The following is a 25,562-nucleotide window of genomic DNA, read 5'->3' as shown; positions in this document are numbered from 1 at the left end:
TCGGAGGTTCACTTAGCAACGCTAAGTGTAGATAATAATTGGTTGTTTTACCTTACAGTAAAATAAATTAAGCGATAAATGGTTCAACTTTTTGCTTTACCATCTCCACAGATATTTTTTCCATTAACTCGCTACCTTTGGCCCGTGTTCCCCATGGCAGGGCTTTCCAAGGCTTTCCTTTTTGCACTTCGATACACTCATCGTAGACTGACACCACCCTTTCAAGGTTGTGATAAGGCCCTGTTCGCCGTGGGTTAGAGTGTGCATAAAGCCCAATAACCGGTGTTCCTACCGTGGTTGCCATGTGGGCCGGCCCTGTATCTGGCGCAATCACCAAGTGAGCATGCTTTAACAACATGAGTAGCTGATGAAGTGACGTTTTCCCAGTGAAGTCTTTCACCGGATGTTTGACCTCTGCTTTAATCGCATCGGCGGTTTTGCGATCTAATTCACCCGGGCCGCCGCATAGTATCACGTTGACGCCAGACTCTTGGATATAGTCAGCAATACTGGCGTATCGCTGCGGTAACCAATTTCTTTCCGCCTTACTGGCCGCTGGTGAAATAACCACATATTTTCCAAGCGCCTTTGCTTGTTCCTCTGCCCACCGCGCATCTTCAGGGGTGACAGGAATATTCCACGTTAACGTGTCAGATTTGGGTACACCCAGTGCATCGGCAAAATCCATGAAACCTTCAAGCACATGTGCGTGCTTTGTCGCAGCAACCCGTTTGTTGGCAAATAGCCAATGCAGCTCTTTACTGCGCGACCAGTCAAACCCAATGCGCTGCTTTGCTTTAATAACGCGCGAGGCCATATTAGCCCGAAGCGCCACCTGCATCATAAGTAACGCGTCGAAGGTTTCACCTGCCACAGCCGCTTTTAGCGATTCAACAGCAGCTTTGCCCTGTGATTTATCGAAAATAATAAACCGCACGTTTGGCATCAGCTTAACGAGCTGATACTCCACTTTTCCGATTACCCATGTAATTTCAGCATCGCGCCACTGTGATTGAATTCGAGTTACCATGGCAACGGCGTGACACACATCACCTATGGCTGATAAGCGCATTAAACAAATCTTTTTTCCCACAGAAGCTCTATCGTTGCTGAAAAACCAAAATAAATCATTAGAATGTGAAATTTACCATAAGTTGTGGGCAACATGGCGACAATACGACGAGACATAGGTGCTGGGCACCATTTTATTTTCGACGACACCTTGGTCAAACAGCCCCACGCGGAAATGTTTAACCCCGAGTTTTGGCAACAGCAAAACAAAATAACAGGTCAAGCGAAAGGACGTGGTACAACCATTTTCATTGAGCATGAAAACCAGCGCTGGGTTTTGCGCCATTTCATGCGTGGCGGCCTAGTTGGAAAGATACTTAGCGACCAATATTTGTTTTTAGGTGTTGAACGTTCACGCCCATTCGAAGAGTTTAGGCTACTTGAACACATGCAATCGCAAGGTTTGCGCGTGCCTGTGCCGGTTGCTGCACGTATTCATCGCAGAGGCCTCATTTATCGGGGCGACCTTATTACCCTAAACATTCCTGACAGCCAAGACCTACACCATGTACTGTGTAACCAGCCTTTGTCTGAAGAAGCGTGGCACAAAGTAGGCCATGCACTTGCTGCTATGCATAATTGCCAAGTTTATCACCACGATGCAAACGTACGAAATATCATGATTGATAGTGATAAAGAGATTTGGCTTATCGATTTTGACCGTTGTTCAAAGCGCCAAGGGGATAGCTGGAAGCAAAGTAACCTTGACCGCTTATTGCGCTCGCTACACAAAGAGAAAGCGAAAAACCCCGTGTTTCATTGGGAAGAAAAGCATTGGGCTTGGTGCATGGACGGCTATCGAAATGCAGTTTCTCGATAGTGGCACACGGGAAGCCTTTGGCAGCCCGCTCTACTTTCGTCATTATTGTGGTACATTAACCTTTGTTGAACACATAAACCCTCTACAACGATAAGATTCGACTTTATGCACACACGAGCACTTTACCCTGGTACTTTCGACCCTATAACAAATGGTCATGCAGACCTTATTGAACGCGCATCTCAGTTATTTTCTCATGTGATTGTTGCTATTGCTTCAAACCCGAGTAAGAAGCCACTATTTACGTTGGAAGAACGGGTAGAAATGATTAAGAAGGTAACGGCAGATTTACCTAATGTCGAAGTTGTGGGTTTTACAGGCCTGTTGGCTGATTTCGCCGATGAACAAAATGCGACTATTTTGATTCGAGGCCTGCGTGCAGTATCGGACTTTGAATATGAATTTCAATTGGCCAACATGAACCGTCGCTTGAACCCAAAATTAGAAAGCGTGTTCCTCACCCCTGCTGAAGAAAACTCGTTTATTTCTTCAACGCTAGTAAAAGAAGTGGCCCTTCATCGCGGCGCGGTAAGCGGTTTCTGCCACCCTGTAGTAGAGCAAGCGTTAAGAGACAGGTTAGGTAAGAAAAACTAAATGCCTGTAACAGGCATTTATCGGTATTAACGTTGGCAGCGAGTACAAAAGAAGGTATTGCGCTGCCCGATTACTTTGCTTTCTATCGCCTTACCACACGCCTCGCATGGCTCTCCTTTTCGGCCATAGACATTAAGGTGTTGGGCGAAATAGCCAGGCTTGCCATCTGTTTGCGCAAAATCTTTTAACGTAGTGCCGCCCTGTTCAATGGCTTTTGCCAACACTTGCTTTATTGTAGCGGTTAACGACTTGTAGCGGGCTGCACTGATATTACCGGCGGCACGCCTTGGATCGATACCCGCTAAAAATAGCGCTTCGTTTGCATAGATATTTCCAACCCCCACCACAATAGCATTATCCATAATGAAGTTTTTCACTGGGCCTTTGCGGTTGCGTGACAGGGTAAATAAGCGCGTATCGTCAAAATCGTCTGTAAGGGGCTCAGGCCCAAGATTATCAAGCATGGGAATGTGTGTATCTGGCGCTTGATACAGCACGGCACCGAAGCGTCTAGGGTCGTTAAAGCGCAGACATTTACCCGTGCTAAGCACAATGTCCACATGGTCGTGCTTAATCACTGGGGTAGAAGCGTCGATAACCCGTAGTTTACCCGACATGCCCAAGTGTAAAATTAGCGTACCCTGCGCTGTCTCAATCAATAGATATTTAGCGCGGCGCTTTACGGCCGTGACCTTTTGCCCCTCAACCTTGGCCACCTCTTGTGGAATAGGCCAACGCATTCTTCGCTCGCGAACCACAACACGGGTAATCGTGTTGCCAATAAGATGTGGTGAGACGCCCAAACGGCTTACTTCAACTTCGGGTAATTCAGGCATTTACAATGTCCAAGGTAATAAATTATCGATATCTGTATTAGTTAATGTGTACCAGTTATTTTCGAATTTGATCACGGTAGGTCTGGTATTTGGGTAGATAGCGTAAACCAGCCCGTTGCTGTTACCCGCCAGCCAAGCAACCACAATGTAGGGCTGTGTCTGGCTAAGATCGGCCGGCACCTTTGTGACCGGGTTAAGTACACCACGCTGCCAATGAGAAAACTGCACGTCAGGTGTAATGGCAAGGCTTTCGGTATGCCCTTTCTGACGCCACTGTTGCCCTATGCGCTCTAAGCTATGTCCATCGTGCTCAATTTTTAACACATAAGCATTTTCGGGTAGCAAACTGCGGGTTTCCACAACGTTTTTTTGTGGACGTAAGCTATCTAAATTAAACAATGCAATCATGACAAGCATAGCTATGATGACCACGTTATTCATTGCTCGCTGTGAAATTCTAGCCACGTATTATACCCGCGAAATATGAACCCAAAGATAATGCAATATAGTAATACCTCATTCGTGCATTAGCTAATTCAATTCAATAAAAGGCTATAGGCGTTAAGTAATACACTGACTTACCGTACTGCGATCGTTGAAAAACGTGGGATCATTCATGTATGGCTAGGTGGATCGCGCTAGATCAAAGTCTACGCTTGGGAAGGTAAAAGTATCAAAAAGCAAAAAACCCAGCAAAGGCTGGGTTTTCGTGGAGACAAAAGCAAGCTAATTACTTGATTTTGGCCTCTTTGAACATAACGTGCTTACGCACAACGGGATCATACTTTTTGATCTCCATCTTGCCAGGCATGTTACGCTTGTTTTTATCAGTGGTGTAGAAGAAACCTGTACCTGCTGAAGAAACTAGTTTAATTTTATCACGCATTGTCGGCTTCCTTAGATTTTCTCACCACGGGCACGGATATCAGTTAGTACTGAATCGATACCTTTTTTATCGATGATACGCATGCCTTTAGCAGACAAACGTAGTTTAACAAAACGGCTTTCGCTCTCAACCCAAAAACGGTGTGTTTGAAGGTTTGGTAAAAAGCGACGACGAGTCGCATTTCGTGCGTGTGAACGGTTATTACCAACCGTTGGACGCTTACCTGTTACTTGGCATACTCTTGACATTGTATTTGTCTCCAGAACAACGATAACTGTCGCGTCAGTTAATCCCAAGCGCTCAAACAGTGGTTGGGTCAAATGACGTATTACTATAAATTAGAGGGCGCATTTTATACAGCAAAGGCAGGATCATTTCAATAAGAAAGTACAAAAAGGTTACTTTTACGTACTATTTTTGCGCAAAATACCACCACCCCTCTTTTTTTGCGTGCTGTATTGTACTTTTCCTTTCGCATTTAGGCTATGAATAAATACGCTATTTGAATTTATATTTTAGCGTGGCGGTGCCCAGAAAAAACTAAAAAAACGCCACATGAAGTGGCGTTTATTTCGTTAGTCGTAAAAAGGCGACCTTGTTTCTGTTAAATCAATTAAACGAGATGGCCTGCGAAGCATTTGCCCACCATCACGTGAAATAGGTACCCAAGGGAATAGACCACGGCCTTTCGACGGCTCCAATAGGAACAAGTCGGTAGGAATGGAAATATAGAAACCTTTGGTGAAACTGCCTTCGCCATACTCTTCTGAAGATACATCGGTAAATGCCGCATACGCACCCACGATAATGCCGCTGTCAAAGCGCTTGGCATAGTCGATATTAACGCCTTTGTCTTTCGCCAAAAATTGACCTGCGCTTACCGTAATTTGCGTATCATCAAGAAATTCCGGCTGCCAATACACACTGGCGTGACCGGTTATGGCGTCGTAATCTTCTAACCCTGTTTGGCTATAAGGGTCACGCTGTTTCACGTAATTGATATCTATACCATAGGCGACATTGCTATCTACAGGGCGATAGAGCACTTCGCCCCCCACACCTGCGAACATCGTTTCTAGGTAACCTGCATACGCCTGGAAATACGTATCTTCAGCAACATTGTCTTTGTAATGTAAAAATGCCGTGTCTAACCACACATCGTTTTCAGATACATACTCACGTACTCGGGTACGTACACGCGGTAAGGATACGTCTTCACCGTCTACCAAGTAATTAAACTTATCGAAGTTATCAAGTAGCGTTACTCGCGCGCTACTCATAACCGAGAAGTTTTCATTAAACGCATAGCCGCCGTTTAGCAACAACCCGGTTTGATACAAATAGAAATCTTCGGGGTTACCGAACGACTGGGTGAAGAAGAAATCGGCGCTGTAAAAAAGCCCTGACGTATTTTCAGGGTCATACGCTTCCAATACCTCTTTAGAAGGCGACGTTCTTACGTAGGTTTCGGTTATGTCGGCATCTACTGACTCATAGCGCGCGGCAGAGATAAATGCTTCGGCATCTATTTGCGTGTCGACCATTGGCAGGCCGCCGCGGTTATCTACCATGTGATAAGTTTTTACGCTATCAGGCAGTTCTGATGCAGCGACGCGACCTACTCGCTCAATTGCTTCATCTTGATCGCGATATTTAACCTGCGTTCCGTAGAAAGTCGCACTGTCTTCTTTAATTTCGGCATCGGACAAGATAAAACCGCCCGAGTTGTACAAATCGTTATAGAGTCGAGACTTATTCACGTCTTTAACATCAGAAGGGGCGTTTCTACCCATCAGGTTTCGCGGGTCGTCGTCAAACTTGATTTGCGATGCCGTATTCATGTTGAATCGATAGGTAACACCAAAGCCGATGGTATTGCCTCGCTGATAGTTTAGCGAGAAGTCAAAATCTTTGTAGCGGTAAACCGCGCCCACATTCCAGCGTGAGTCTTGCTCTAGTCGCCCAGCTCTGTCACGAGAGTAATCATTACCTTCGAACTCCAGCTTTAAAGTTAGTGGCTCCCAAGGCGTTTGGTACTCTACGCCACCAAAGAACGCTGTAGTACCTTTAAAAAACTGGTCGTAATCGACTTTACCACCACGGCCTGAGAATCCGCCAGGGCGTTCACAGAAGCTATCTTTAACCTCACAAAATGGGTTAGTGATATCGTCGGCGGTTCCTAAATAACCCCAGCCAACACCTAAGTGAAAGTCAAACGGGCCTACCGATTTACTGGCATTTACGTATTCACTTTCAAAAAAGCCAGTACCGCCGAAATCTCTAAAGCCCACGCTAATGTCGGGTAAATAGTAGCTTTCTTCCCACAGCCTAAATTTGACATCTAAACCTTTATCTTTAAGGGTTTGATCGCCACTGAACGAATCAACTTGGCTATATAATCGCGTACGCACGTCGGTATAGCGCGCTGTTGCTTCCATCCAGTCGTACAGCTGAATATTGACCGACCAAAAACGGTATTCGCCATTGTCGGTATAGTTAATGGCCATGCCGCCTTCTTCACGCATACGTGCGGTAGGCGTTTGAATAAGACCGTTCCCCCCCTGCACCATTTGAGATGGCGTAACGCGAAGTTGCGTATCGGCGAGCGTGGTAGAAGAAAGTGCGCTTCCAATTACAAGCGCAAGTGTTGTTTTCTTAGAAAGTAGTGGCGCACTCATTGAGGTAAAACCCTATGTACTGCTAACGCGGCAACGCGCTCATTAAGTTGCTTTAGTTTGTCGCTGAAAAGCTCTGAAGAAATAGGTACGTAAACCTGACTGCCTGGCATAAGCTGAGCAAAGTCTAAATTCCAGTAAGCAATACCTTTCTCTTCAATGTTGCCTCTTGGATCAATCACATAGACATGGCTTCTGTCTGCATCTACTGCCTTTTTAACAGTGTGTACTGCGGTATAGACCGAGGTATCGCTTTGATGCTTATAGGCGCCTGGTTTTACTACAGCGCCAGAGAAATGCACCACATTCGGTCTGCCGTTTAAGCGAATCCAATACTTACCCGGTTGAAACATAGGGTTGTCTTCAAAGAACAGTCTGGCCCGGTTGTAGGAAATGGGCATGTCGATACGGGTTGACACTGTCCATGACGCCACTTGCTCGTATAAATTCTGTAACGCAACGTGAGTTTCAGAGTCTTTATCAAACTGTGTGAGAAGCGTTCTAATTTGGGACAACGCGATTTCTTTTTCGCGCTCGGCTTTAGGGTTAGTTAAGTCAAACGCAGATGCACTAGGCCAGTACCAGTCGCCGTTATCAGCAACGATAGACAGCGCACTCGACAGTCTTATTGGTCTATCAAACTGATACGTTTGCTTGTTAATCATAATGCTAACGGTATCTTCGTCAGCCAATAGCGACCCCGATATAGTGATACTCAATACCGCAATAAGCGTAGAGATAAACTTCATTATTGCGTCGCTCCTTGCTTGTTCATTTCACGCACAATTCGACTTAGGTAGACCATATCGTATACGTCTCCCTCTGGACTAAATTGCTGCTTAGAGGCCAACAACTCTTTGGAGTACTTATGCAAAAAGTAGGTATTTTCCCACGATAGCCCCACGTCGATAAAAGGGGTGTATTCTGAAAATGATACGCGCTCAACAACCTTAATTACAGGCACAGAGTACCCAAGGTATTCGCGAGTTTCCTCACCCTCAATTCGCCATGACGAGTCTACAGGTATGCCATAACCGATAGTTGCGATATCGACCTTGCGCTTCCAGTTAAATGGCAAAACATTATTCGTTGCCAGTGGATTGTGCTGTAAGTTGCCGGTGTAGTAGATGTCGCTGTCTAAGCCTTCTGTTTTAACGATGATACCGTGGTGCATTGTGAAGATAACTTTATCACCTGATACCCATTTGTATTTGTCGCCGTCGATGTACGCCAAAGCTAAAGAGGCTCCGTCGCGCTCACCGGCTTTTATCTGCATAAGATCGGCTTTACTGGCAGCAATTTCTTCAACAGTATAAGTAACGGTTCTGTCTTTTAAAGCGAGTTTGAGCGTATTGTAATAGGCGAGTGTTGTAGTGGAACACCCAGAAAGAGAAAGGCAAATAAAGCCTAGAATGGCCGATAGAATGTGTAGTTTCATTAAGGTACGCCGACTAAAACTAAAAACAAATTATTTTGCGATACAAATAAAAAAAGCCGCTAACAAAAGCGGCTTTTTCGAATACTCTTAAATTTACTGTACGGTCGGCGCGTAAGTAAATGTAACAGGCACAGTAATTGTTTTAGTTACAGTGCTTGTACCAGAAGTAGTTACGGTAACAGTATTAGTTGTACCAACACATACGCCGTCTACTAGTGGATCGTCGCCTTCACAAGTAGGTTGACCTGGAGTAGTACCACCATTTCCTGGCGCGTCTGCCGAGTTATTGTTAGCAACACCAGCGATAATACCAGCAGCAACAACACCAGTAGCGATTAGTCCACCGCTTACTGCGCCCGCACCACCTGCACCAGCACCACCTTCGCCATCTTGTGCGTTAACACCTGCTGCCATAGTGGCAGCTGCAAACAATGCAATAATTGACTTCTTCATAACAGTCCTTTAATAAAATTACCCACTAAATCCTATACTAAATCATTTTCAACCATTTGACTAGATTGTAATCGATAAATGACTTAGATTTCTTATGTTAGCAAGCCTCGCTGTGCGAATGAAATAGTTTCTTTGTCTCCAACCACAAAATGATCGAGAACAGGTACATCGATCGATGCCATTGCACTTTTGATCTCTGTTGTTAGACGAATATCCGCATGGCTTGGTTCTGCTACGCCTGAGGGGTGATTATGGACTAAAATGATCGCGGCTGCATTGTCGATCATTACTTGTTTGATCAATTCTCTGGGATATACCGCCGCGCTGTTGATCGTTCCGTTGAACATAGTGCGAAATGCGATGAGTTGATGCTGACTATCTAGCATTAAAAGTGCGAATTTTTCCCGCTGGCAGTCTCTTAATTTGGCTTGTAAGTAGCGCTTAGTATCATCCACATTATTAAACACGTCTTCCCGCTGAAGCTTAATTTCTAAATTGCGCTTAAATATTTCAAAGCCAGCTTGAAACTGGGCATATTTACACGGGCCAATGCCTGTTACTTTAGCAAACTCGTCTTTCGTTGCCGTTACCACACCGCGCAAGCACCCTAATTCATTGAGTAATTCATGTGCTACAGATACTGCGTTTTTTCCTTTAACTCCTTTACCCAATAACACGGCAATAAGCTCAGCATCACTTAAGTTCTCTGCACCATACTGCAATAGCTTTTCTCTTGGCCTTTCACTTTTTGGCCATACTTTTATCGACATATTTGACGGTCCACCAGCTCAGTAAAACTGTGGTTATAATTGAATCTCGCCACGCTGACGACTGAATAAAAGGCCAGTTTGTTCTTTGCGGTAAATAAGCGATGTATAAATACCGTGCATGAAAGAAGGATCTACTTTTGTTCAGCTATCCGATTTTTTATCCCCATGGTAGGCTATGGGTAATTTCTAGATTTAGTATTCTTTTATGTCTATTGCTAATAAAAACATTTTGCTAGGCGTTACAGGCGGCATTGCTGCTTACAAAGCCCCCGACTTGGTGCGAAAGCTTACTGCACTTGGTGCAAATGTACGCGTAGTGATTACCAATTCTGCGGCAGAGTTTGTCAGCCCCCTTTCACTACAGGCCGTGTCGGGCAACCCTGTTCACCAGCACCTTTTAGACCCGGCTGCAGAGGCGGCCATGGGGCATATCGAATTAGCCAAGTGGGCCGACATACTGCTTATCGCGCCAGCTACCGCCAATACACTGGCTAAGCTAGCCCACGGCATGGCAGATGATTTGCTTACTACTTTGTATCTAGCAACAACAGCCAAGCTGTATATTGCGCCGGCTATGAACCAGCAAATGTGGAAAGCTGTGGCTACGCAGCGCAATATTGATACGCTGAAAACCGACGGCGTTACATTTATAGGCCCAGCGAGTGGTGAGCAGGCATGCGGAGATGTGGGTTCTGGGCGAATGGTAGAACCCGTCGATATTGCAGAAATATTGAACAGTGATAGCAAAAGCTCACCGTCAACCTCTCACACGCTAAACTCTCTTGTTGGCAAAAACCTTACTATTACCGCAGGGCCAACAAGAGAACCCTTAGACCCTGTACGTTATATTTCAAACCACAGTTCGGGCAAAATGGGGTTTGCGATTGCGCAAGCGGCCGCGTTGGCGGGGGCGAAGGTGACTTTAGTGGCAGGGCCAGTGACACTTGATACACCTTACAGCTGCGCTCGTGTTAATGTAACCACAGCCGACGAGATGCTCAATGCCTGTGAAAAGCTAGCACCTGCTACAGATATTTTTATCAGCACTGCAGCGGTTGCCGATTACAAAGCTGTGAGCATTGCTGACAACAAAATTAAGAAAACAGGTGATGAGTTAACACTTACTTTTGTTAAAAACCCTGATATTCTAGCAACGATATCCAACAGACAAGACAGACCATTTTGCGTTGGCTTTGCAGCGGAAAGCCAAAATGTGGAAAATTACGCGCGCTCAAAACTCGCTAAAAAGAAATTAGATATGATTGCCGCTAACGACATCACCACAGAAGGTCTTGGGTTTAACAGCGATAAAAACGCCTTACATGTTATTTGGCAAGATGGTGACAAACGCTTGCCAGCTACCAGTAAAGATGAGCTAGCGGGTCAACTGCTCGCTCTTATTGCAGAACGTTTCGCTTTAAACAATTAAAACTAACAGATGCTTATTAAGTGTCGATAATAACAACGATAAATATAAACGCTTTGGCGTAAGCCAACTTAACATGGAGCCCGAGTTGCGTTAACTCGGTAGCGGAGGAAATACTTTCGTCATGCCTGCTGTCAAAAAAACCAATCGCAGAGCGCAAATTCTGCAAGCACTTGCTGGAATGTTAGAAACCAGCCCAGGTCAACGTATCACTACGGCTAAATTAGCGGAAAAAGTTGGCGTGTCTGAAGCTGCGCTTTATCGCCATTTTCCCAGTAAGGCGCGAATGTTTGAAGGGCTTATCGAGTTCATCGAAGAAACGCTTTTCACGCGTATTAATAAAATAGTGAATGAAGAAAAAGATTCACTAACACGCTGCCAGCTTATACTGCACCTAATTTTAGGCTTTGCGGAAAAGAACCCAGGCATAACCCGCATATTAAATGGTGATGCGCTAATGGGTGAGCAAGACCGATTACGTGCACGCATTGCAAAACTGTTTGAGCGTTTAGAAACCCAGCTTAAACAGGTGTTAAGAGAGCGCAAACTGCGCGAAGGGAAAACCCTTTCAGCAGATGAAGCAATTATTGCTAATATGATGATTTGCTACACTGACGGTCGCATTAATGGCTTTATTCGCAGTGGCTTTACCCGCAAACCCACTGAGCAATTCAATGAACAATGGGCTGCGTTTAAGCAGATGTTTGTTTAAGTAAAACAAACACAAGAGCTACTAAAATGAAAGGCGCATGTAAGTGCCTTTTTCTTGTTGCAGTCAACTTTTGGTAACTGCTTTAGCATCTAGCGTGGTTACTTCTAGTAGTTATTGTTTACTCTGTTGCTCGAGAGACCACAAGCCTGCATACTTATTAAAAGTATACTGTGCATAAATAACGGCGTACAAAAGCCCTCTGCCACCATCTAAAAAGCCAAGCCTGAATACATATATTTGTATGAAAGTGATTAGCCCTCTAAGAACCGCAAGCGGTATTCCATAACTCTTTTTGCCTTTGGCGAATTTCTTTTCAGCCATCAATACTGCGTAGAGTCTATTTTTATACAGCAGGTGCTCAAAATCTCGGATAGAGTAATGATTTAAGAAGCCCTTTTTAATTACGCCAGTCTCACCTTCGAAAAGTACCTTTTCATGAACAATAGCCCCATCAAATCTAGAGCCATGCCTTCTGAACAACCGAGTACACGCTCTCGCAGTTCTACCAAATCGGGTGGGTTTACCGAAGATGATGTTTTTCCACCTCACCTTATAGGCATTGTGTTCAATAACGTCTTGATTTAAAAGGCTTGTTATTTCTTGAGCAAGTTTTGAATCTACTTCCTCATCTGCATCGATTGATAAAACCCAATCGCACGCTGCCTTATCCAACGCTCTTTGCTTTTGGATTCCATAGCCTTGCCAATCGGTAACAAACAACTTATCAGTGAATTGTTTAGCTATTTCAACGGTCTTGTCGGTGCTACCGCTATCAAAGACAATTATTTCATCAGCAATGTGTGTTACTGAGCTTAAACAACGTGATATTCGATCTTCTTCATTCTTTGTGATCACAATGACAGAAAGCGTATTCTTCATGATTTAACCCTTAAGTATTGCTATGCGTTATTTCTTTGTGTTCATAAGTGATCTTTAGAAAAGCGCCAAGCCGATATGGAAAGTTCCGTCAGTTTATATTTTGACTATTTTTACTGAAGTCAGTTTCAGCGCGAAAAAGTAGCACTTTCTGTTGGGCTTTGAAAGGTTAATGCCAGCGATAGATCAGTCATCGCCAACGCATAAACGAGCTCGCTACGACTGTAATATCTGCTTGAGAGGAAAAAAGCAGCACAAAAATGCTGCTTTCCTAATTTAACCTAAGTAATCACTACTTACTAAACGTATTCCCAAAGAAGTCGCCGCTGTTCCATTGAGGCTTGTTCTTCTGGTTTGCTAATGTCCAACCAATTTGTGCATTAACCTTTGTGAAGGTTTCTGCCGCATTCCAGTTAAATGGCTGATTAATATCATCGCTAGGCTTGTGGTAGTGCGTAGATAAGAACTGGCCGAACACCTTGCTGCCATCTACGTTAGGATCTTTTGATTTAAGACCTGGCACCATAAATACTGAAGGTACACCCTGTTTCACAAACGCGTAGTGATCTGAGCGTGTGAAAAGTGCCTGCTCTGGCCACGGATCTGGGCTTAGCTCGATATCTGCATTCGCCGCCGCTTTTTCCACAGAGTCTTGCAAATCACTGTGGTTCGCGCCAAAGGCAATAACGTCAGCAAACTCGTAGGTCAGAATTGGCATATCTAAGTTTACGTTTGCCACCATTGAAGTAACAGGTACGGTTGGGTTACGGGCGAAATAGTCTGCACCTAACAGGCCTTTCTCTTCACCGGTTACCGACACGAAAAGAATTGAGCGCTTTGGCTTTTCTTTCATTTCGCTAAACAAGCGTGCGGTTTCCAACATTACCGACGTGCCAGACGCGTTGTCCATTGCGCCATTGTTGATGTTGTCCTTTTTCACGGTTTTGGCAAAACCAATGTGATCAGAGTGCGCAGAGAAAACCACGTACTCATCTTTAAGCTCTGGGTCTGAACCTTCTAGTACACCCACAACGTTCGGGCTTGTGATGGTGTCGTGAACGCTCTTCTTGCTGATATCTACCACGCCATTTAGCGCAAAACCTTGTGGTACTTTGTCAGCTTCAAGCTGTGCGTATACGTCATCAAGGCTTTTCTCTGCACCTTTGAACAGCTTACGTGCAGCCCCTTCGCTCATATAAGCGCCGCCTTTAAGCTGAGAAAAGCTGTTCGCAGGTTGACCGCTGTCATCTAACCACGCCATGCGCGGCGTATGAATGTAGTTCAAACGGCTTTGATAAGGGCGTACTTTCTCGTTTTTAGGCGTAGTAATGGTAATCATGCCAATAGCGCCATTATCTACAGCGTATTTCTGCTTTTGATAACCCGACGCAAAATGTGCCCCTTCCTCTGAGGGGAAGTCACTTGGCTTACCCGCAAGCGCAACGACAATTTTGCCTTCTACATCAAGGTCTTTGTAATCGTTGTGCGATAATTCATCTGCCACAATACCGTAACCTACAAATACCATTTCGCCTTTTACACTGGCATCAGTGTTAAGCAAGCTCGGGCCAGCTAAGTATTCTTTCGGGTAATCAAAGTTTACCGTTTCACCGTTTTGTGTGAAGGAAAAGCTTGGCGATTCTTGTACCAGGTTGGCTTTGCGAAACGTTACGTTCTGCATATAGCCGTCGGTGCCCGCTGGGGTTAAACCGTACTTTGCAAACTCAGTAGCGATGTAAAGGGCCGCAATTTCATGGCCTCGAGAGCCAGTGTCACGACCTTCAAGCAAGTCATCTGCTAGAAAAAACAGGTGAGACTTAATTCGCTGTGTATCAGGGTTGAAAGCATTATCTGTCGATGCGTGGTTATGTGCGGTTGCAGCAAATGTCATTGCCGTCATTGCACTACCTATAAGGAGTTTTTTTATCATTTTAATTTCACCGTATAACTAAGTGGGTACAATGGTAACGCAGATACTGGGCGTAATACCATTAAACTCCTTACGTTTACCATGCGTTTCCTACCGTTGCTCGCATTTTAGGAGCAAGGTAAAATTGTTAGCCAAACGCCGGATCAGATTCCGGGAGTATTTTTATTTTTTAGTGAAGAGCAGCATCCATGTCGAAAGACGATATTCTTTATCGCGTAAAGTTCATCAGCAATGGAGAGCATTACGAGTTATATGTAAAAACCCTTATACAAGGTGCTTTATTTGGCTTTATCGAGATAGGCGACTTTGTGTGGGATACCCACACGAGTGTTGTTGTCGATCCCAGTCATGAAAGACTAAAAAATGAATTTTCAGAAGTAACAAAAACTTACGTTCCTATGCACAACGTTTTACGCATTGACGCCGTAAATAAAAAAGGAACGGCCAAAATTACTAAATTGGAGAATAAATCTGATAAAGTAACGGCTTTCCCTAGCCCAATATATACACCAACGAAAGAGTAGCCGCTGGAGTCTATCCGGTAAAGGTTACCGGAGACCCTTATGTATCGCTATCTATTAGCAGCATTACTACTAATTTGCAGTGCTAGTTCACCGGCAAAAGTCCTTAATGATGAAAGCTTGTATCAACTGCTTGATGACATTTGGCAATACGAGCTTTCCGTTTCTCCCCTATTGGCTTCCCGTCAAGGCGATAACACACTAGCACATGCTTTACCTGATATTTCACCTGAAGCATTAAAAGCCAAAAACGAACAATGGCGTGCATTTCAAAAAGCACTAAGTCAGTACAAAAAAGAAGACATTTCTACCGACGGGTATATTGCACTACTGATGCAACAATACCGGTTGGCTAACTATGTAGATGAATACACCTATCGCTCTCATTTAGTGCCCATTAACTCTGAATACGGTTTTCACGGTGCCATGGCATCTTTACCGAACGTGTCCACATTTAAGCGCGTGGAAGATTATCAAGCTTACATTAGCCGCTTAAATGCTTTACATGACTACTTTGATCAGCAGATAACATATATGAAGCAGGCATTAAAAGAGGGCTATACGCAGCCTAAAGTGGTGCTTGAAGGGTTTGAAAATTCGGTGGCGTCATACATTGTAGAAAATGCCGAAGACAGTGGTTTTTATTCTCCGTTTACCCGCTTTCCTGAGTACTTTACTGCCGAACAAAAGTCAGCATTAATTGAACAAGGCAAAGCAGCGATAAACACGAGTGTCCTTCCCGCATATCAGGCGTTTTACGACTTTATGGTGAATGAATATATTCCTAATGCTCGTGAAGATATTGCTGCCAATAACTGGCCTGATGGCGTAGCGTATTACGCCAATCGCGCAAAGCATTATACGACTACTGATATGACGCCCCAAGAAATCCACGACCTGGGGCTGTCAGAAGTCAAACGCATCCGCGCGCAAATGCAACAAATTGTAGATGAACTTGACTTTGATGGTACGATTAACGACTTCATCACTTTTTTGCGCAAAGACCCTCAGTTTTACGCCACCAGCGCAGAAGACTTATTAAAAGAAGCGTCGTTTATTGCCAAGAAAATGGACGCTAAGCTGCCTTCATTATTTGAATATCTACCGCGAACGCCCTACGGCGTTGCTCCTGTGCCTGACGCCATTGCGCCTAAGTACACCACGGGCCGTTACATCCACCCTAGCCGCGATGATCAACCAGGCTATTACTGGGTAAATACCTATGCCCTTGATAAGCGCCCTTTATATGCACTACCTGCGCTAACATTACATGAGGCCGTGCCGGGTCATCACCTTCAGATATCACTGGCAGCAGAACTTGAAGACTTACCAATGGTACGTCGTAATACTTATATTTCAGCGTTTGGTGAAGGCTGGGGCCTGTACTCTGAGTTTTTGGGTATTGAGGCCGGTATTTATGAAACGCCTTACGACAACTTTGGCCGCTTAAGCTATGAAATGTGGCGCGCATGCCGCTTAGTTGTTGATACTGGCATGCACACTATGGGCTGGAGCCGCCAGCAAGCCGTAAATTATATGATGGAAAATACTGCCCTTTCTGAGCATAACGTGAATACGGAAATTGACCGCTATATTTCATGGCCCGCGCAAGCGCTGTCTTACAAAATTGGCGAAATCAAAATTAAAGCGCTACGAGAAAAAGCAGAAAGTGAATTAGGAGAACGTTTCGACGTTCGCAAATTCCACCGCGCTGTTTTAGAAAATGGCTCGGTTCCACTATTCATTTTAGAACAACATATCGATGCGTTTATAGAAGAACAAAAGGCTAAATAAACATGATCGTTGCATTTGGTGTTATTGGATTACTCATCCTGTTTTTAATTTACTTTGTGCTGCGAGCGCAGAACTTACAGAAAGAGTTGGCGCTGTTGCGCCACTCGAATAAGCAAACGAATAGTAAGGTGACTTATGTTTATCGCAACTTGGTTCTTGTTACAGATGCATTAGAAAAGAACCTAACATCACGTATTGAAAGTGCCTATAAAAGTCGTCTTATCGATCAGGTTCAGTACCAAGCGCTACACCCGCTAATGCAAAACTTCTCGACCATTATTATGGCGTGCTGTGAGAAGGGTATGTCACTAGAAGAGTCGCTGAATAAGGCGTTGCTTAACGAAGATGTTAGCCTTGAAGACATACGCGAGGTGGTAAAGGCGCTGCCAGGAAATGTACGCATGGTATGGTCAAAGAATACCGCGGATGGTTTTATTGCCTTTTGCCAAATGGTTACAGCAACGGTAAATGGCACTACAGCAAAACCAACGAAAACGCCGACAGCTGAAGGGTAGCGCTAAAACTCCGCGGTTTAATTTACATTATTACTGCATTACCTATGTGCTAGGGTGTTGATCTTTCATGCATTGCAAAGGTTAGCACCCTTAGCCACTCTTCCTCCCATTTTTCAAAGTTTAATCTTCTACCTTTTCAAACTAATCAGTGAGTTAGCATTCAAAACAATGGGGCGAAAGCCTTTTGGCTTGAAAAGGCTTTTTGCTGCACTATAATACTGTATAAAAATACAGTTTATTTTGAGTGTCATGAACAAACCGCTATCTGTGCTTAACAACCACCCGCATATCTGGCGGGCCAGAGAAAAAAAGCAAAGTGAAGCAAAGTTTTCACTAGGCTTTCCGCATCTCGATAAAGCGCTTAACGGAGGCGTTGCGTCTACTGGCCTTGTACGTATAGCTTCATTAACGGGGGTCGGTGAACTTTCGTTATTCAAAGAGGTTATCTGTAGGCACCGTACGCATAAACTTGTCGTGTTTATTAACCCACCAGGGCTGTTACAGTCACCTTGGTTAGAAAATTTAGGGTTAAACGCGCAGCAAGTGCTTGTAGTAAAGGCAAGCTCACAGCAAGAGTCATTATGGGCGGCAGAGCAATGTTTAAAAAGCTCCGCCTGTCATTGTGTAGTGTTATGGAGCAATGCCGTAGGTCAAAAAGCAGCGCGACGTTTACAAGTAGCCGCAACACATAACGATGCATTGTGCTTACTTTATACGCCACAGCAACAGCGTATATCACAGCAAAATACCAACGCTAGTGCTTTACCGATTGCTTTAGATCTCGCTTTGTTAGGGGAGCCGCACACCTTATCAATAAGCATACGCAAGCAGCGCCATGGTTGGCCTAAAGATAACATTGTTATATACCATCAGTGGACACCTGACAATCGAGCGATCAAATGGGCGATGGCACACAATACGCTTTCCGATCAGGCGCTCCACTCTGTGAGTTAACCATGCTGTGGGCCTATATTCACTGCTATCAACTCACTCTTGATGGCCACAATCAAGCAACTAACAATAAAACGTTGAATAGCAAAGTGCCTGGGCAACTTGATAGCAGCGCAGACTCATCGCTGCCTTTAAGTACACCAGTAGCTGTGTATAGCAGTAAAGCGAGCAAAATAATTCAATGTAACGAGGTTGCGAAAAAAGAAGGTATTGAAATAGGTCATGGGTTAGCTCAAGCGGCTGCGCTGTGCCCTTATGTACACATTTTGCCTTTCAATGAAGAAAATGAAAAACATATGCTAACTCAGCTGGCGCATAGGCTTTATCCGTTGGCGTCTGATATTGTGCTAGACGCTCCTGATGGTTTGGCTATAAGGTTAGATAATCTCAGTCACTATTATGGCGGTCATGAGGCACTCTGGAAAACATTAACTCAGGCGTTATTTGAGGCCAATGTTCGTTACCATTTCGCTAGTGCATGGACAATAGAAGCCGCCAAAGTACTTGTGCTTCACAAACACAATACCTACTTACATGCGCAACAAGAAATTAAACAGGCGCTTGGTGCTTGCCCTCTTTCTACCACGGCGCTTGCGTCAAAAGTTATAGAATCACTGACCAGAGTAGGTATTACTCGTGTACATGAGTTACTGGCAATGCCAGTTCAAGAGCTAGGCAAGCGCTTTGACAATAATACGATTGTGTACCTTACCGCACTTAGGGGGGAGATCTTTCCTCGGGTTACGCTGTTTAGGCCGCTAGAGCACTTCGATAATTTTACGCTGTTACCTTTTGATATAGAAAATACACAACACCTAACCCCTTTTGTGACCCAGCAGTTCGAGCACTTATCGCACTATTTACGCGCAAGAAACTTATACACATCCAGTATAAGTGTGCATATTCATTTTAGAGAAGCACCCGTTTTGGATATTAATATCCGCTCTGCGCTTCCTCAGGCATCCGTTAAAAGCTGGCTACCTTTATTCACACTTAAAACAGAGAACCTTGAGTTACCGGAACCGGCCACCGCCATTGGCGTTCGGTGCCAACAGTTTGAAGAAATAGATAGCAACAATGGCGACTTTTTTAGCGATAGATTTAACGATGTGGCACAAAAGCAACTAATTGGTCGCCTAAACGCTAAGTTAGGCGATCACAGTACTTTTCAGCCTTGCGCTACCAATAGCCACCAGTTTGAATATATGACGGTGTCAGAACCAAACGGCAGTGGCTATTCCTACAGCAGTGATATCACCCCAACCTTCACCTTTGAAGCGCCTAAACCGCTTATTCAACCATCACAGATATGCTTCGGACCGGTACGCCTGCATAGCGAGTGGTGGCGAGATCCCCCTACAAACCGTGACTACTTTATAGCGCAAACGCCTCAAAGTGTAAGGCTTTTAGTGTTTAAAGATGCGCAAAGTCACTGGTGGGTACAAGGTATTTTTTGTTAGCCCTAAGCGCTTAAGATAAGGCAATACCATGAAGTACAGTGAACTCTTTTGCCAAAGCCATTATAGCTTTCTCTGCGGCGCCTCTTCCCCAGCAGAACTAGTAACCACGGCCTCTTTTCTTGGTTATGAGGCTATAGCAATAACCGATGAATGCTCAGTGGCAGGAGTGGTACGCGCTTTCGATGAAATTACACACCAAGGGTTGCCCATTAAGCTTATCGTAGGCAGCTATTTCATATTTGATAAGACATTATCTTTTGTATTGCTGTGCCCAAACAAAGCGGCCTACAGCGAACTGTGCCGTATTATCACTAACGCCAGAAGACGCTCTGAAAAAGGGGAGTATCAGCTTGCCGAGTGGGACATACGCACCATTCGCCACTGTAAATTCATCTGGCTGCCTAGCGGTGAGGTGAATGAGGATAAGTATTGGGCACAGTGGCTACAGAAACACCCCAATATAGACGCCTTTATCGGCGCGCAACGCCTGCTAGACGGGCGTGACCATCATAGGTTTGCGCATTATAATCACTTACAGTCTACCTACGCTTTTCCTGTCATCGCCTGTACTGGTGCATTAATGCATCATGCAGATAGACTACCGTTACAGCATATTTTGCACGCCACCAAAGTGCACACCAGCGTACACGAGATAGGAAGAGAAGCGCTAAGCAATGCAGAGCGTAGTTTGCGTACAACCCATAAAATCAAAAAGCTTTATCCTGAAAAGTGGCTGGCTAATACCCATAGCCTTGCCCAACAATTTACCTTCTCTTTAGAAGAGTTGCGCTACCAATACCCTGCTGAACTTGTGCCTGAAGGCTATACACCCACCTCATATTTAAGAGAGCGCGTGGAAGAAGGCATTAAGATTCGCTTCCCTGAAGGCATTACGTCAGAGATAAGGCAAACAATAGAAAAAGAACTCAGGCTGATTGCTGAGCAAGAGTATGAGTACTTCTTTTTAACGATTTACGACATTGTTCAATTTGCCAAACAGCAGCGCATTTTATACCAAGGCCGAGGCTCAGCCGCTAATTCGGTGGTTTGCTATTGTTTAGAAATAACCGCTGTCGACCCAAGGCAAATTAGCGTGCTGTTTGAGCGGTTTATTTCCAAAGAGCGTAATGAACCGCCAGACATTGATGTAGATTTTGAGCATCAACGCCGAGAAGAAATTATTCAATACATCTATAAAAAATATGGCAGAGAAAGAACTGCAATTGCAGCTACCGTTATCTGCTATCGCTTTAAATCAGCGTTTAAAGATGTAGGGAAGGCCCTTGGATTTAGCGAGTCTCAGCTAGACTTTGTGGTTAAACAAATAAACCGACGGGACAGCGTTATTCCTTGGAAGTCCCAATTGGCAGACCTTGGGTTAAACCCTGAAGAAAAACGTGTACAGCAGCTAATTAGCTTAACTGAAGCGCTATTAGGAACGCCCCGACATTTATCGCAGCACGTAGGCGGCTTTGTAATTAGTGCGGGGCCCCTGTATGACCTAGTTCCTGTAGAGAATGCAGCAATGGAAGCGCGCACTATTATTCAATGGGATAAAGACGATATAGAAACCCTTGGCTTATTAAAAGTAGATGTTCTGGCCCTTGGCATGTTAAGCGCCATTCGCCGCGCATTCTCCTTAATCAATAAGCAATACCCCGTCGAGACAAGCATTCCTTTTATCACCAAGCTTGGCGATGACAAGCAAGTATTCGACATGATATGTCGCGCTGATACCGTTGGGGTTTTCCAAATAGAATCGCGGGCACAAATGTCTATGCTTCCGCGGCTTAAACCCCGCCGTTATTACGACTTGGTAGTGCAAATAGCTATCGTACGACCAGGCCCAATTCAGGGGGATATGGTACATCCTTATTTAATACGCCGGCACGGCAATGAAACTATTAGCTACCCATCAAAAGAAGTTGAAAAAGTTCTGTCGCGCACCATGGGAGTACCTATATTTCAAGAGCAAGTTATACAGCTAGCCATGGTGGCCGCAGGGTTTAGCGGAGGGGAAGCCGATCAGCTACGCCGCGCAATGGCGAGCTGGAAAAAAGATGGCAGAATTTTCGAGTTTAGAGACAAGTTAATTAAAGGAATGACGAATAAAGGCTACGACAGTACGTTTGCACATAACTTGTTTGAACAAATTAAAGGGTTTGCAGGTTATGGTTTTCCAGAATCTCACTCAGCGTCTTTCGCAGTATTAGCGTATGTGTCTTGCTGGCTAAAGTTTTACTTTCCCGTGGAATTTTACGTAGCGTTATTAAACAGCTGGCCAATGGGTTTTTATACGCCGTCACAGTTAGTTCAAGATGCGAAGCGGCACAATATTTATGTAGAAGCCCCCTGTGTAAACAAGTCAGACACTGAGCACACTTTAGTTACCAAGGGTGAAGATAAATATATTCAATTAGGGCTTAAGCTGATTAAAGGGTTAAGTGAAGTAGCGTCACACAAGATTGTGAAAAACCGCCCGGCAGCAGGCTATACCCATATAGAGCAAATTCAGCATTTATCGATTAAAAGTAACGAGCTAGAGGCGCTAGCGAGCGCCGATGCGTTTCGCACTATTTCCGGCAACCGCTACGAAACACGCTGGCGAATAATGGACACGCAAACACGCCTGCCGCTTTTCGACACTGTAGAGGTGAATACTAAACAAGGCTATTCGCCTTTAAAAAATAAACCATCAGATGCGCAAAATTTACTCGAAGACTATGCATCGACAGGTTTGTCAGTTAACAACCATCCTATTTCGCTGCTTAAACGCCAGCATAAACTCAATGATATCAGCTGGTCTAACACGCTTATTAACAAGAAGAATAAGTCGGTAGTTAAAGTGCTAGGTGCCGTGACCGGACGTCAAGCCCCTGGTACAGCCGCAGGCGTTACCTTTCTTACATTAGAGGACGACATTGGCAATATAAACGTGGTTGTCTGGCAAGCCACAGCACGCGCTCAGCAAAAGACTTTCTTAAAAGCAAAGCTTCTGCAAGTTAACGGTATTATTGAACGCTCTAAAGAGGGGGTAATTCATATTATTGCCGGCAAACTTATCGATAGAACACCCTGGCTGGAAAGTATTTCGCTCAATTCGCGAGACTTTCATTAGGGGTTTAACGCCTTGGTACTTATAGTCTAATGTATACTAAAAAAAAGCTATATTTTTTGTAATGATTGGCTTCATTAGGATCGCCAACCATATCAGTCAAATGCATATCGTAAATTTTAGTTATTATTTTGGGGTTTAACATGAAGCGATGGGTTGCGCTTTTATGTGGCTGTTTGGCCAGTATTAATATAAGCGCAGGGAAATACATTATCGGTGCACAGAGCTTAGCATATTTCCCTCATTATGATTTTTCATCTACGGTTGATAAAGGTGTAGCTTGGTCAATATTAGAAGCTTTTTCTGAAGCTTCCGGGCACAAATTTGTTTACGTAAGTCTACCAATTAGAAGACTTCAGCTTGAATTAGCTAAAGGTAATGTAGACTTTGTATATCCTGACAATAGAGGCTGGTATAACAGTATTACAACCTCTAAAGAAAAATACTTCTCTGCGCCAATAACACGCGCATTAACAGGAACTATCGTAAAGCGGGAAAACGCAGGCCAAGGCATAGATAATATAAAACACCTTGCCATGCCGTTAGGTTTTACACCTGTAAATTGGCAAGTGCGAATAGATAATCAGAGTACAGATATCACATGGGTTAAAGATATCCAACAAGGGCTAACCTTGGTGTATCAAGAACGTGTGGATGCGCTCGACTTGGAATATTTTGTCCATAAGCATTCTGCGCCTTATTATTTTGAGCAAGACGCATTTGTTTTAGATTTGACGCTTCCACATAATGACATTCCATTTTCTTTATCTACGCTTTATCACCAAGATATTATTACTGAACTCAATGATTTCATGTCCTCAAACCCAGAATTAATTGCTAATATAAAAGCCAAATATGAAATGACAGACACTGAGCGTTTATTTCAACAACTTTTAGAGCAACAAGGATTAGAAATTGAAGAGGTTTGGAAGTAGGGTGAACGGTTTAAGACATGTTAGATCATTTTTGTTCGCGCTGGCACTTTTTACCCCTGCCATTCAGGCCGAAACCTTTATCGTAGGCGCTCAAAATATTGCGTACGATCCTTACTACAACTTTTCTTCAAAACATGAAAAAGGGTTGGGCTGGGCCATCCTTGAAGCATTTTCCAAACAAAGCGGACATCAGTTTGTCTATCTAAGTATGCCAGCTAAACGCCTTCAAATTGAGCTGAAAAAAGGCAACGTTGACTTTGTTTTTCCAGATAACCCTCGATGGAACAACTCGTTAACGTATAACCTTAATAAAATCTATTCTCCCCCTTTAATCGAGACGTTTTCAGTAACATTAATCAAACCTGAAAACACAAATAAGGGCGTTAGTAGCATCGGAAAACTTGTTATTCCTGATGGTTTTTCACCGGTGAAGTGGAAGAAGCAAATTAGTGAAGGTACCGTAAATACTTTTACTGTTGCTAGCGTATACGAAGGCTTATCACTTCTTCACAATGGCGAAGTGGATGCTATGGACATTGAGTATAACGTAGCCCGACATATTATTCGCCGACACCCTCAAGTTGGGCCATTTAGCGCTGATTTAACCCTTCCCCACAATGCGGTCTCGTTTTCACTGTCTACGCTTAAATACCCCAACATTATTGAAGAGCTAAATGCGTTTTTACATTCAAAATCTGAAACTATAAATAAGATAAAAGAAAAATACGGTATCGAAGAGACGAAGCACTTAATTAAACAATTAATGAAAGAGCAAGAACTTCGAGACAACATGCTTTGGTCTCCTCTGTAAATCTTCCACAAAGTCAGTAAATAACACGATTATCGGTAGTAAAAAGAAACCCCAAAAAAAATAAACCACTGATATTAAGTACTTTTATCAGATGGAAAACATTTTGCTTATTGATTAGCAGATCAAGGAGCAATTATGAAACAGGTAACATTACTTTTATTTTCTTTTTTTATCGCTTTTACTGCGACTACAGCACAAGCACGGCAAACCGTGAGCGTTGACTACATGCATGGATTCGATGACATTGACGGTATGCGCTTCGCATACCGACCGCTTGAACAAACATTAGCTACAGATTGGTTTGGCGACATAAAGCTTTACTGGGAAGTTAGTGCGGTTGTTTGGGAATATGGCGAGAACGATACGCACAGTACAAGCTATGGCGCGTCACTGACGCCTGTTTTTATGAAACAGATATCCACACTATATGACAAGTATCCTGTATATATAGAAGCAGGTATTGGCGCAAGCTACATTGGCGATCAAAAAGTGGCAGGTAAAGATATTGGCTCTAACTACCAATTTGAAGACAGATTGGGCGTGTTTGTAGAGATCAATAAGAAGCAACACGTTGCCCTGCGTTATATGCACTTTTCAAATGGTGGCTTTAATAACGACAACCCAGGACTAGACTTCCTAAACTTGTCATACGCCTACCACTTCTAACTAAATGGGGGCAGAGTTCTGACTCTGACCCTATTATTTTGTTTCTTCCAGAAGCAAAAAAACCGCCGGTAGGCGGTTTTCTTTTAATGGGACCTGGCAGTGTCCTACTCTCACATGGGGAAACCCCACACTACCATTGGCGCTAATACGTTTCACTTCTGAGTTCGAAATGGTTTCAGGTGGTACCGTATCGCTATGGCTGCCAGGAAAAACTGGTTTGCAGTAGCGTTTACTGCGTAAAGCTGGTTACTATCAACTTTACTAAATTCTGTAAGCCGTATACATAAAAATGTAGCGGCTTCTATAT

Annotated in this window: 25 protein-coding genes and 1 rRNA gene; 13 read left to right on the top strand and 13 right to left on the bottom strand. The window is 44.0% G+C overall.

Annotated elements, in window-relative coordinates:
• Positions 1-67: 67 nt before the first annotated feature.
• Entirely contained in the window at positions 68-1,072 is a 1,005-nt protein-coding gene (locus ACTRWF_RS06115) for a glycosyltransferase family 9 protein (protein WP_012516582.1), read from the bottom strand.
• Positions 1,073-1,165: 93 nt separating this feature from the next.
• Between ACTRWF_RS06115 and ACTRWF_RS06110 the strand changes: the two genes are divergently transcribed.
• Complete coding sequence (locus tag ACTRWF_RS06110) at positions 1,166-1,891, top strand: 3-deoxy-D-manno-octulosonic acid kinase (RefSeq protein ID WP_012516581.1); 726 nt, start codon at positions 1,166-1,168, stop codon at positions 1,889-1,891.
• A gap of 105 nt (positions 1,892-1,996) precedes the next feature.
• Complete coding sequence (coaD, locus tag ACTRWF_RS06105; RefSeq protein ID WP_012516580.1) at positions 1,997-2,485, top strand: pantetheine-phosphate adenylyltransferase; 489 nt, start codon at positions 1,997-1,999, stop codon at positions 2,483-2,485.
• 26 nt (positions 2,486-2,511) lie between these two features.
• On the opposite strand, the gene mutM is transcribed toward coaD, so the two are convergent.
• The 9 genes from mutM to radC form a co-directional block, all read right to left on the bottom strand.
• Positions 2,512-3,321, bottom strand: a complete 810-nt coding sequence (gene mutM / locus ACTRWF_RS06100; protein ID WP_012516579.1) for a bifunctional DNA-formamidopyrimidine glycosylase/DNA-(apurinic or apyrimidinic site) lyase — start codon at positions 3,319-3,321, stop codon at positions 2,512-2,514.
• Positions 3,322-3,786: a hypothetical protein gene (locus ACTRWF_RS06095; protein ID WP_015065859.1), complete on the bottom strand. Its 465-nt coding sequence runs from the start codon at positions 3,784-3,786 to the stop codon at positions 3,322-3,324. It abuts the gene before it with no gap.
• Between the two features lie 265 nt (positions 3,787-4,051).
• Positions 4,052-4,207 carry a 50S ribosomal protein L33 gene (gene rpmG / locus ACTRWF_RS06090; RefSeq protein ID WP_012516577.1) on the bottom strand — a complete coding sequence of 52 codons (156 nt, stop codon included), beginning with the start codon at positions 4,205-4,207 and terminating at the stop codon, positions 4,052-4,054.
• 11 nt (positions 4,208-4,218) lie between these two features.
• The gene (gene rpmB / locus ACTRWF_RS06085) at positions 4,219-4,455 is read right to left on the bottom strand and encodes a 50S ribosomal protein L28 (RefSeq protein WP_012516576.1); all 237 of its coding nucleotides are present in this window, start codon (positions 4,453-4,455) and stop codon (positions 4,219-4,221) included.
• A 327-nt stretch (positions 4,456-4,782) separates the two neighbouring features.
• Positions 4,783-6,885 (bottom strand): YjbH domain-containing protein, encoded by a 2,103-nt coding sequence (locus tag ACTRWF_RS06080; RefSeq protein WP_015065858.1) that lies wholly within the window; start codon positions 6,883-6,885, stop codon positions 4,783-4,785.
• Positions 6,882-7,631: a capsule biosynthesis GfcC family protein gene (locus ACTRWF_RS06075; RefSeq protein ID WP_015065857.1), complete on the bottom strand. Its 750-nt coding sequence runs from the start codon at positions 7,629-7,631 to the stop codon at positions 6,882-6,884. Before ACTRWF_RS06075 ends, ACTRWF_RS06080 begins: the two co-directional genes overlap by 4 nt.
• Positions 7,631-8,320, bottom strand: coding sequence for a YjbF family lipoprotein (locus ACTRWF_RS06070; RefSeq protein WP_015065856.1), 690 nt, complete (start codon positions 8,318-8,320; stop codon positions 7,631-7,633). Before ACTRWF_RS06070 ends, ACTRWF_RS06075 begins: the two co-directional genes overlap by 1 nt.
• Positions 8,321-8,413: 93 nt before the next feature.
• Complete coding sequence (locus ACTRWF_RS06065; protein WP_012516571.1) at positions 8,414-8,773, bottom strand: hypothetical protein; 360 nt, start codon at positions 8,771-8,773, stop codon at positions 8,414-8,416.
• A 92-nt stretch (positions 8,774-8,865) separates the two neighbouring features.
• Positions 8,866-9,543, bottom strand: coding sequence for a RadC family protein (gene radC, locus ACTRWF_RS06060; RefSeq protein WP_012516570.1), 678 nt, complete (start codon positions 9,541-9,543; stop codon positions 8,866-8,868).
• A 205-nt stretch (positions 9,544-9,748) separates the two neighbouring features.
• Between radC and coaBC the strand changes: the two genes are divergently transcribed.
• Positions 9,749-10,972, top strand: coding sequence for a bifunctional phosphopantothenoylcysteine decarboxylase/phosphopantothenate--cysteine ligase CoaBC (gene coaBC / locus ACTRWF_RS06055; protein ID WP_012516569.1), 1,224 nt, complete (start codon positions 9,749-9,751; stop codon positions 10,970-10,972).
• Positions 10,973-11,093: 121 nt separating this feature from the next.
• Positions 11,094-11,681, top strand: a complete 588-nt coding sequence (gene slmA / locus ACTRWF_RS06050; protein WP_012516568.1) for a nucleoid occlusion factor SlmA — start codon at positions 11,094-11,096, stop codon at positions 11,679-11,681.
• Between the two features lie 111 nt (positions 11,682-11,792).
• Here slmA and ACTRWF_RS06045 read toward each other — a convergent pair whose 3' ends face one another.
• Together ACTRWF_RS06045 and ACTRWF_RS06040 are read right to left on the bottom strand one after the other, a co-directional pair.
• Positions 11,793-12,560, bottom strand: a complete 768-nt coding sequence (locus tag ACTRWF_RS06045; protein WP_012516567.1) for a glycosyltransferase family 2 protein — start codon at positions 12,558-12,560, stop codon at positions 11,793-11,795.
• A 289-nt stretch (positions 12,561-12,849) separates the two neighbouring features.
• Complete coding sequence (locus ACTRWF_RS06040; protein ID WP_012516566.1) at positions 12,850-14,487, bottom strand: M28 family metallopeptidase; 1,638 nt, start codon at positions 14,485-14,487, stop codon at positions 12,850-12,852.
• Positions 14,488-14,675: 188 nt separating this feature from the next.
• Here ACTRWF_RS06040 and ACTRWF_RS06035 point away from each other — a divergent pair, with 188 nt between their 5' ends.
• From ACTRWF_RS06035 to ACTRWF_RS05995, 9 genes are all read left to right on the top strand, one after another.
• Positions 14,676-15,011 carry a DUF1820 family protein gene (locus ACTRWF_RS06035; protein ID WP_012516565.1) on the top strand — a complete coding sequence of 112 codons (336 nt, stop codon included), beginning with the start codon at positions 14,676-14,678 and terminating at the stop codon, positions 15,009-15,011.
• 39 nt (positions 15,012-15,050) lie between these two features.
• Positions 15,051-16,802 carry a DUF885 domain-containing protein gene (locus tag ACTRWF_RS06030; RefSeq protein WP_012516564.1) on the top strand — a complete coding sequence of 584 codons (1,752 nt, stop codon included), beginning with the start codon at positions 15,051-15,053 and terminating at the stop codon, positions 16,800-16,802.
• 2 nt (positions 16,803-16,804) lie between these two features.
• Complete coding sequence (locus ACTRWF_RS06025) at positions 16,805-17,317, top strand: hypothetical protein (protein ID WP_012516563.1); 513 nt, start codon at positions 16,805-16,807, stop codon at positions 17,315-17,317.
• A 249-nt stretch (positions 17,318-17,566) separates the two neighbouring features.
• A complete protein-coding gene (locus ACTRWF_RS06020) occupies positions 17,567-18,271 on the top strand; it encodes a recombinase RecA (RefSeq protein WP_462835242.1) in 705 nt (234 codons plus the stop codon).
• Positions 18,217-19,728, top strand: coding sequence for a Y-family DNA polymerase (locus tag ACTRWF_RS06015; RefSeq protein WP_232362890.1), 1,512 nt, complete (start codon positions 18,217-18,219; stop codon positions 19,726-19,728). The genes ACTRWF_RS06020 and ACTRWF_RS06015 overlap by 55 nt, the downstream gene beginning before the upstream one ends.
• A 28-nt stretch (positions 19,729-19,756) precedes the next feature.
• Positions 19,757-22,846 (top strand): error-prone DNA polymerase, encoded by a 3,090-nt coding sequence (locus ACTRWF_RS06010; protein WP_024015430.1) that lies wholly within the window; start codon positions 19,757-19,759, stop codon positions 22,844-22,846.
• A 140-nt stretch (positions 22,847-22,986) separates the two neighbouring features.
• Complete coding sequence (locus ACTRWF_RS06005) at positions 22,987-23,778, top strand: type 2 periplasmic-binding domain-containing protein (protein ID WP_012516558.1); 792 nt, start codon at positions 22,987-22,989, stop codon at positions 23,776-23,778.
• Between the two features lies 1 nt (position 23,779).
• Positions 23,780-24,589 carry a substrate-binding periplasmic protein gene (locus ACTRWF_RS06000; protein WP_012516557.1) on the top strand — a complete coding sequence of 270 codons (810 nt, stop codon included), beginning with the start codon at positions 23,780-23,782 and terminating at the stop codon, positions 24,587-24,589.
• A gap of 135 nt (positions 24,590-24,724) precedes the next feature.
• Positions 24,725-25,255 (top strand): acyloxyacyl hydrolase, encoded by a 531-nt coding sequence (locus ACTRWF_RS05995; RefSeq protein ID WP_462835241.1) that lies wholly within the window; start codon positions 24,725-24,727, stop codon positions 25,253-25,255.
• 91 nt (positions 25,256-25,346) lie between these two features.
• Here the strand turns inward: ACTRWF_RS05995 and rrf are convergent.
• A 5S ribosomal RNA gene (gene rrf, locus ACTRWF_RS05990) occupies positions 25,347-25,462 on the bottom strand.
• Positions 25,463-25,562: the final 100 nt, after the last annotated feature.

The organism is Alteromonas sp. G5_S2_22_S1 (assembly GCF_054968525.1).
The sequence above is the reverse complement of the archived record's forward strand: the minus strand, read 5'-3'. Positions and strand labels throughout refer to the sequence as shown.

What these genes read in the sequence shown, in the direction of transcription:
- ACTRWF_RS06045 (WP_012516567.1), bottom strand. Translation starts at nt 12,560, where the DNA reads ATGAAGAATACGCTTTCTGTCATTGTGATCACAAAGAATGAAGAAGAT.
- rpmG (WP_012516577.1), bottom strand. Translation starts at nt 4,207, where the DNA reads ATGCGTGATAAAATTAAACTAGTTTCTTCAGCAGGTACAGGTTTCTTC.
- coaD (WP_012516580.1), top strand. Translation starts at nt 1,997, where the DNA reads ATGCACACACGAGCACTTTACCCTGGTACTTTCGACCCTATAACAAAT.
- ACTRWF_RS06115 (WP_012516582.1), bottom strand. Translation starts at nt 1,072, where the DNA reads ATGCGCTTATCAGCCATAGGTGATGTGTGTCACGCCGTTGCCATGGTA.
- radC (WP_012516570.1), bottom strand. Translation starts at nt 9,543, where the DNA reads ATGTCGATAAAAGTATGGCCAAAAAGTGAAAGGCCAAGAGAAAAGCTA.
- ACTRWF_RS06110 (WP_012516581.1), top strand. Translation starts at nt 1,166, where the DNA reads ATGGCGACAATACGACGAGACATAGGTGCTGGGCACCATTTTATTTTC.
- slmA (WP_012516568.1), top strand. Translation starts at nt 11,094, where the DNA reads ATGCCTGCTGTCAAAAAAACCAATCGCAGAGCGCAAATTCTGCAAGCA.
- ACTRWF_RS06070 (WP_015065856.1), bottom strand. Translation starts at nt 8,320, where the DNA reads ATGAAACTACACATTCTATCGGCCATTCTAGGCTTTATTTGCCTTTCT.
- ACTRWF_RS06075 (WP_015065857.1), bottom strand. Translation starts at nt 7,631, where the DNA reads ATGAAGTTTATCTCTACGCTTATTGCGGTATTGAGTATCACTATATCG.
- rpmB (WP_012516576.1), bottom strand. Translation starts at nt 4,455, where the DNA reads ATGTCAAGAGTATGCCAAGTAACAGGTAAGCGTCCAACGGTTGGTAAT.
- ACTRWF_RS06005 (WP_012516558.1), top strand. Translation starts at nt 22,987, where the DNA reads ATGAAGCGATGGGTTGCGCTTTTATGTGGCTGTTTGGCCAGTATTAAT.
- ACTRWF_RS06015 (WP_232362890.1), top strand. Translation starts at nt 18,217, where the DNA reads ATGGGCGATGGCACACAATACGCTTTCCGATCAGGCGCTCCACTCTGT.
- ACTRWF_RS06010 (WP_024015430.1), top strand. Translation starts at nt 19,757, where the DNA reads ATGAAGTACAGTGAACTCTTTTGCCAAAGCCATTATAGCTTTCTCTGC.
- ACTRWF_RS06065 (WP_012516571.1), bottom strand. Translation starts at nt 8,773, where the DNA reads ATGAAGAAGTCAATTATTGCATTGTTTGCAGCTGCCACTATGGCAGCA.
- coaBC (WP_012516569.1), top strand. Translation starts at nt 9,749, where the DNA reads ATGTCTATTGCTAATAAAAACATTTTGCTAGGCGTTACAGGCGGCATT.
- ACTRWF_RS06080 (WP_015065858.1), bottom strand. Translation starts at nt 6,885, where the DNA reads ATGAGTGCGCCACTACTTTCTAAGAAAACAACACTTGCGCTTGTAATT.
- ACTRWF_RS06040 (WP_012516566.1), bottom strand. Translation starts at nt 14,487, where the DNA reads ATGATAAAAAAACTCCTTATAGGTAGTGCAATGACGGCAATGACATTT.
- mutM (WP_012516579.1), bottom strand. Translation starts at nt 3,321, where the DNA reads ATGCCTGAATTACCCGAAGTTGAAGTAAGCCGTTTGGGCGTCTCACCA.
- ACTRWF_RS06030 (WP_012516564.1), top strand. Translation starts at nt 15,051, where the DNA reads ATGTATCGCTATCTATTAGCAGCATTACTACTAATTTGCAGTGCTAGT.
- ACTRWF_RS06020 (WP_462835242.1), top strand. Translation starts at nt 17,567, where the DNA reads ATGAACAAACCGCTATCTGTGCTTAACAACCACCCGCATATCTGGCGG.
- ACTRWF_RS06035 (WP_012516565.1), top strand. Translation starts at nt 14,676, where the DNA reads ATGTCGAAAGACGATATTCTTTATCGCGTAAAGTTCATCAGCAATGGA.
- ACTRWF_RS05995 (WP_462835241.1), top strand. Translation starts at nt 24,725, where the DNA reads ATGAAACAGGTAACATTACTTTTATTTTCTTTTTTTATCGCTTTTACT.
- ACTRWF_RS06025 (WP_012516563.1), top strand. Translation starts at nt 16,805, where the DNA reads ATGATCGTTGCATTTGGTGTTATTGGATTACTCATCCTGTTTTTAATT.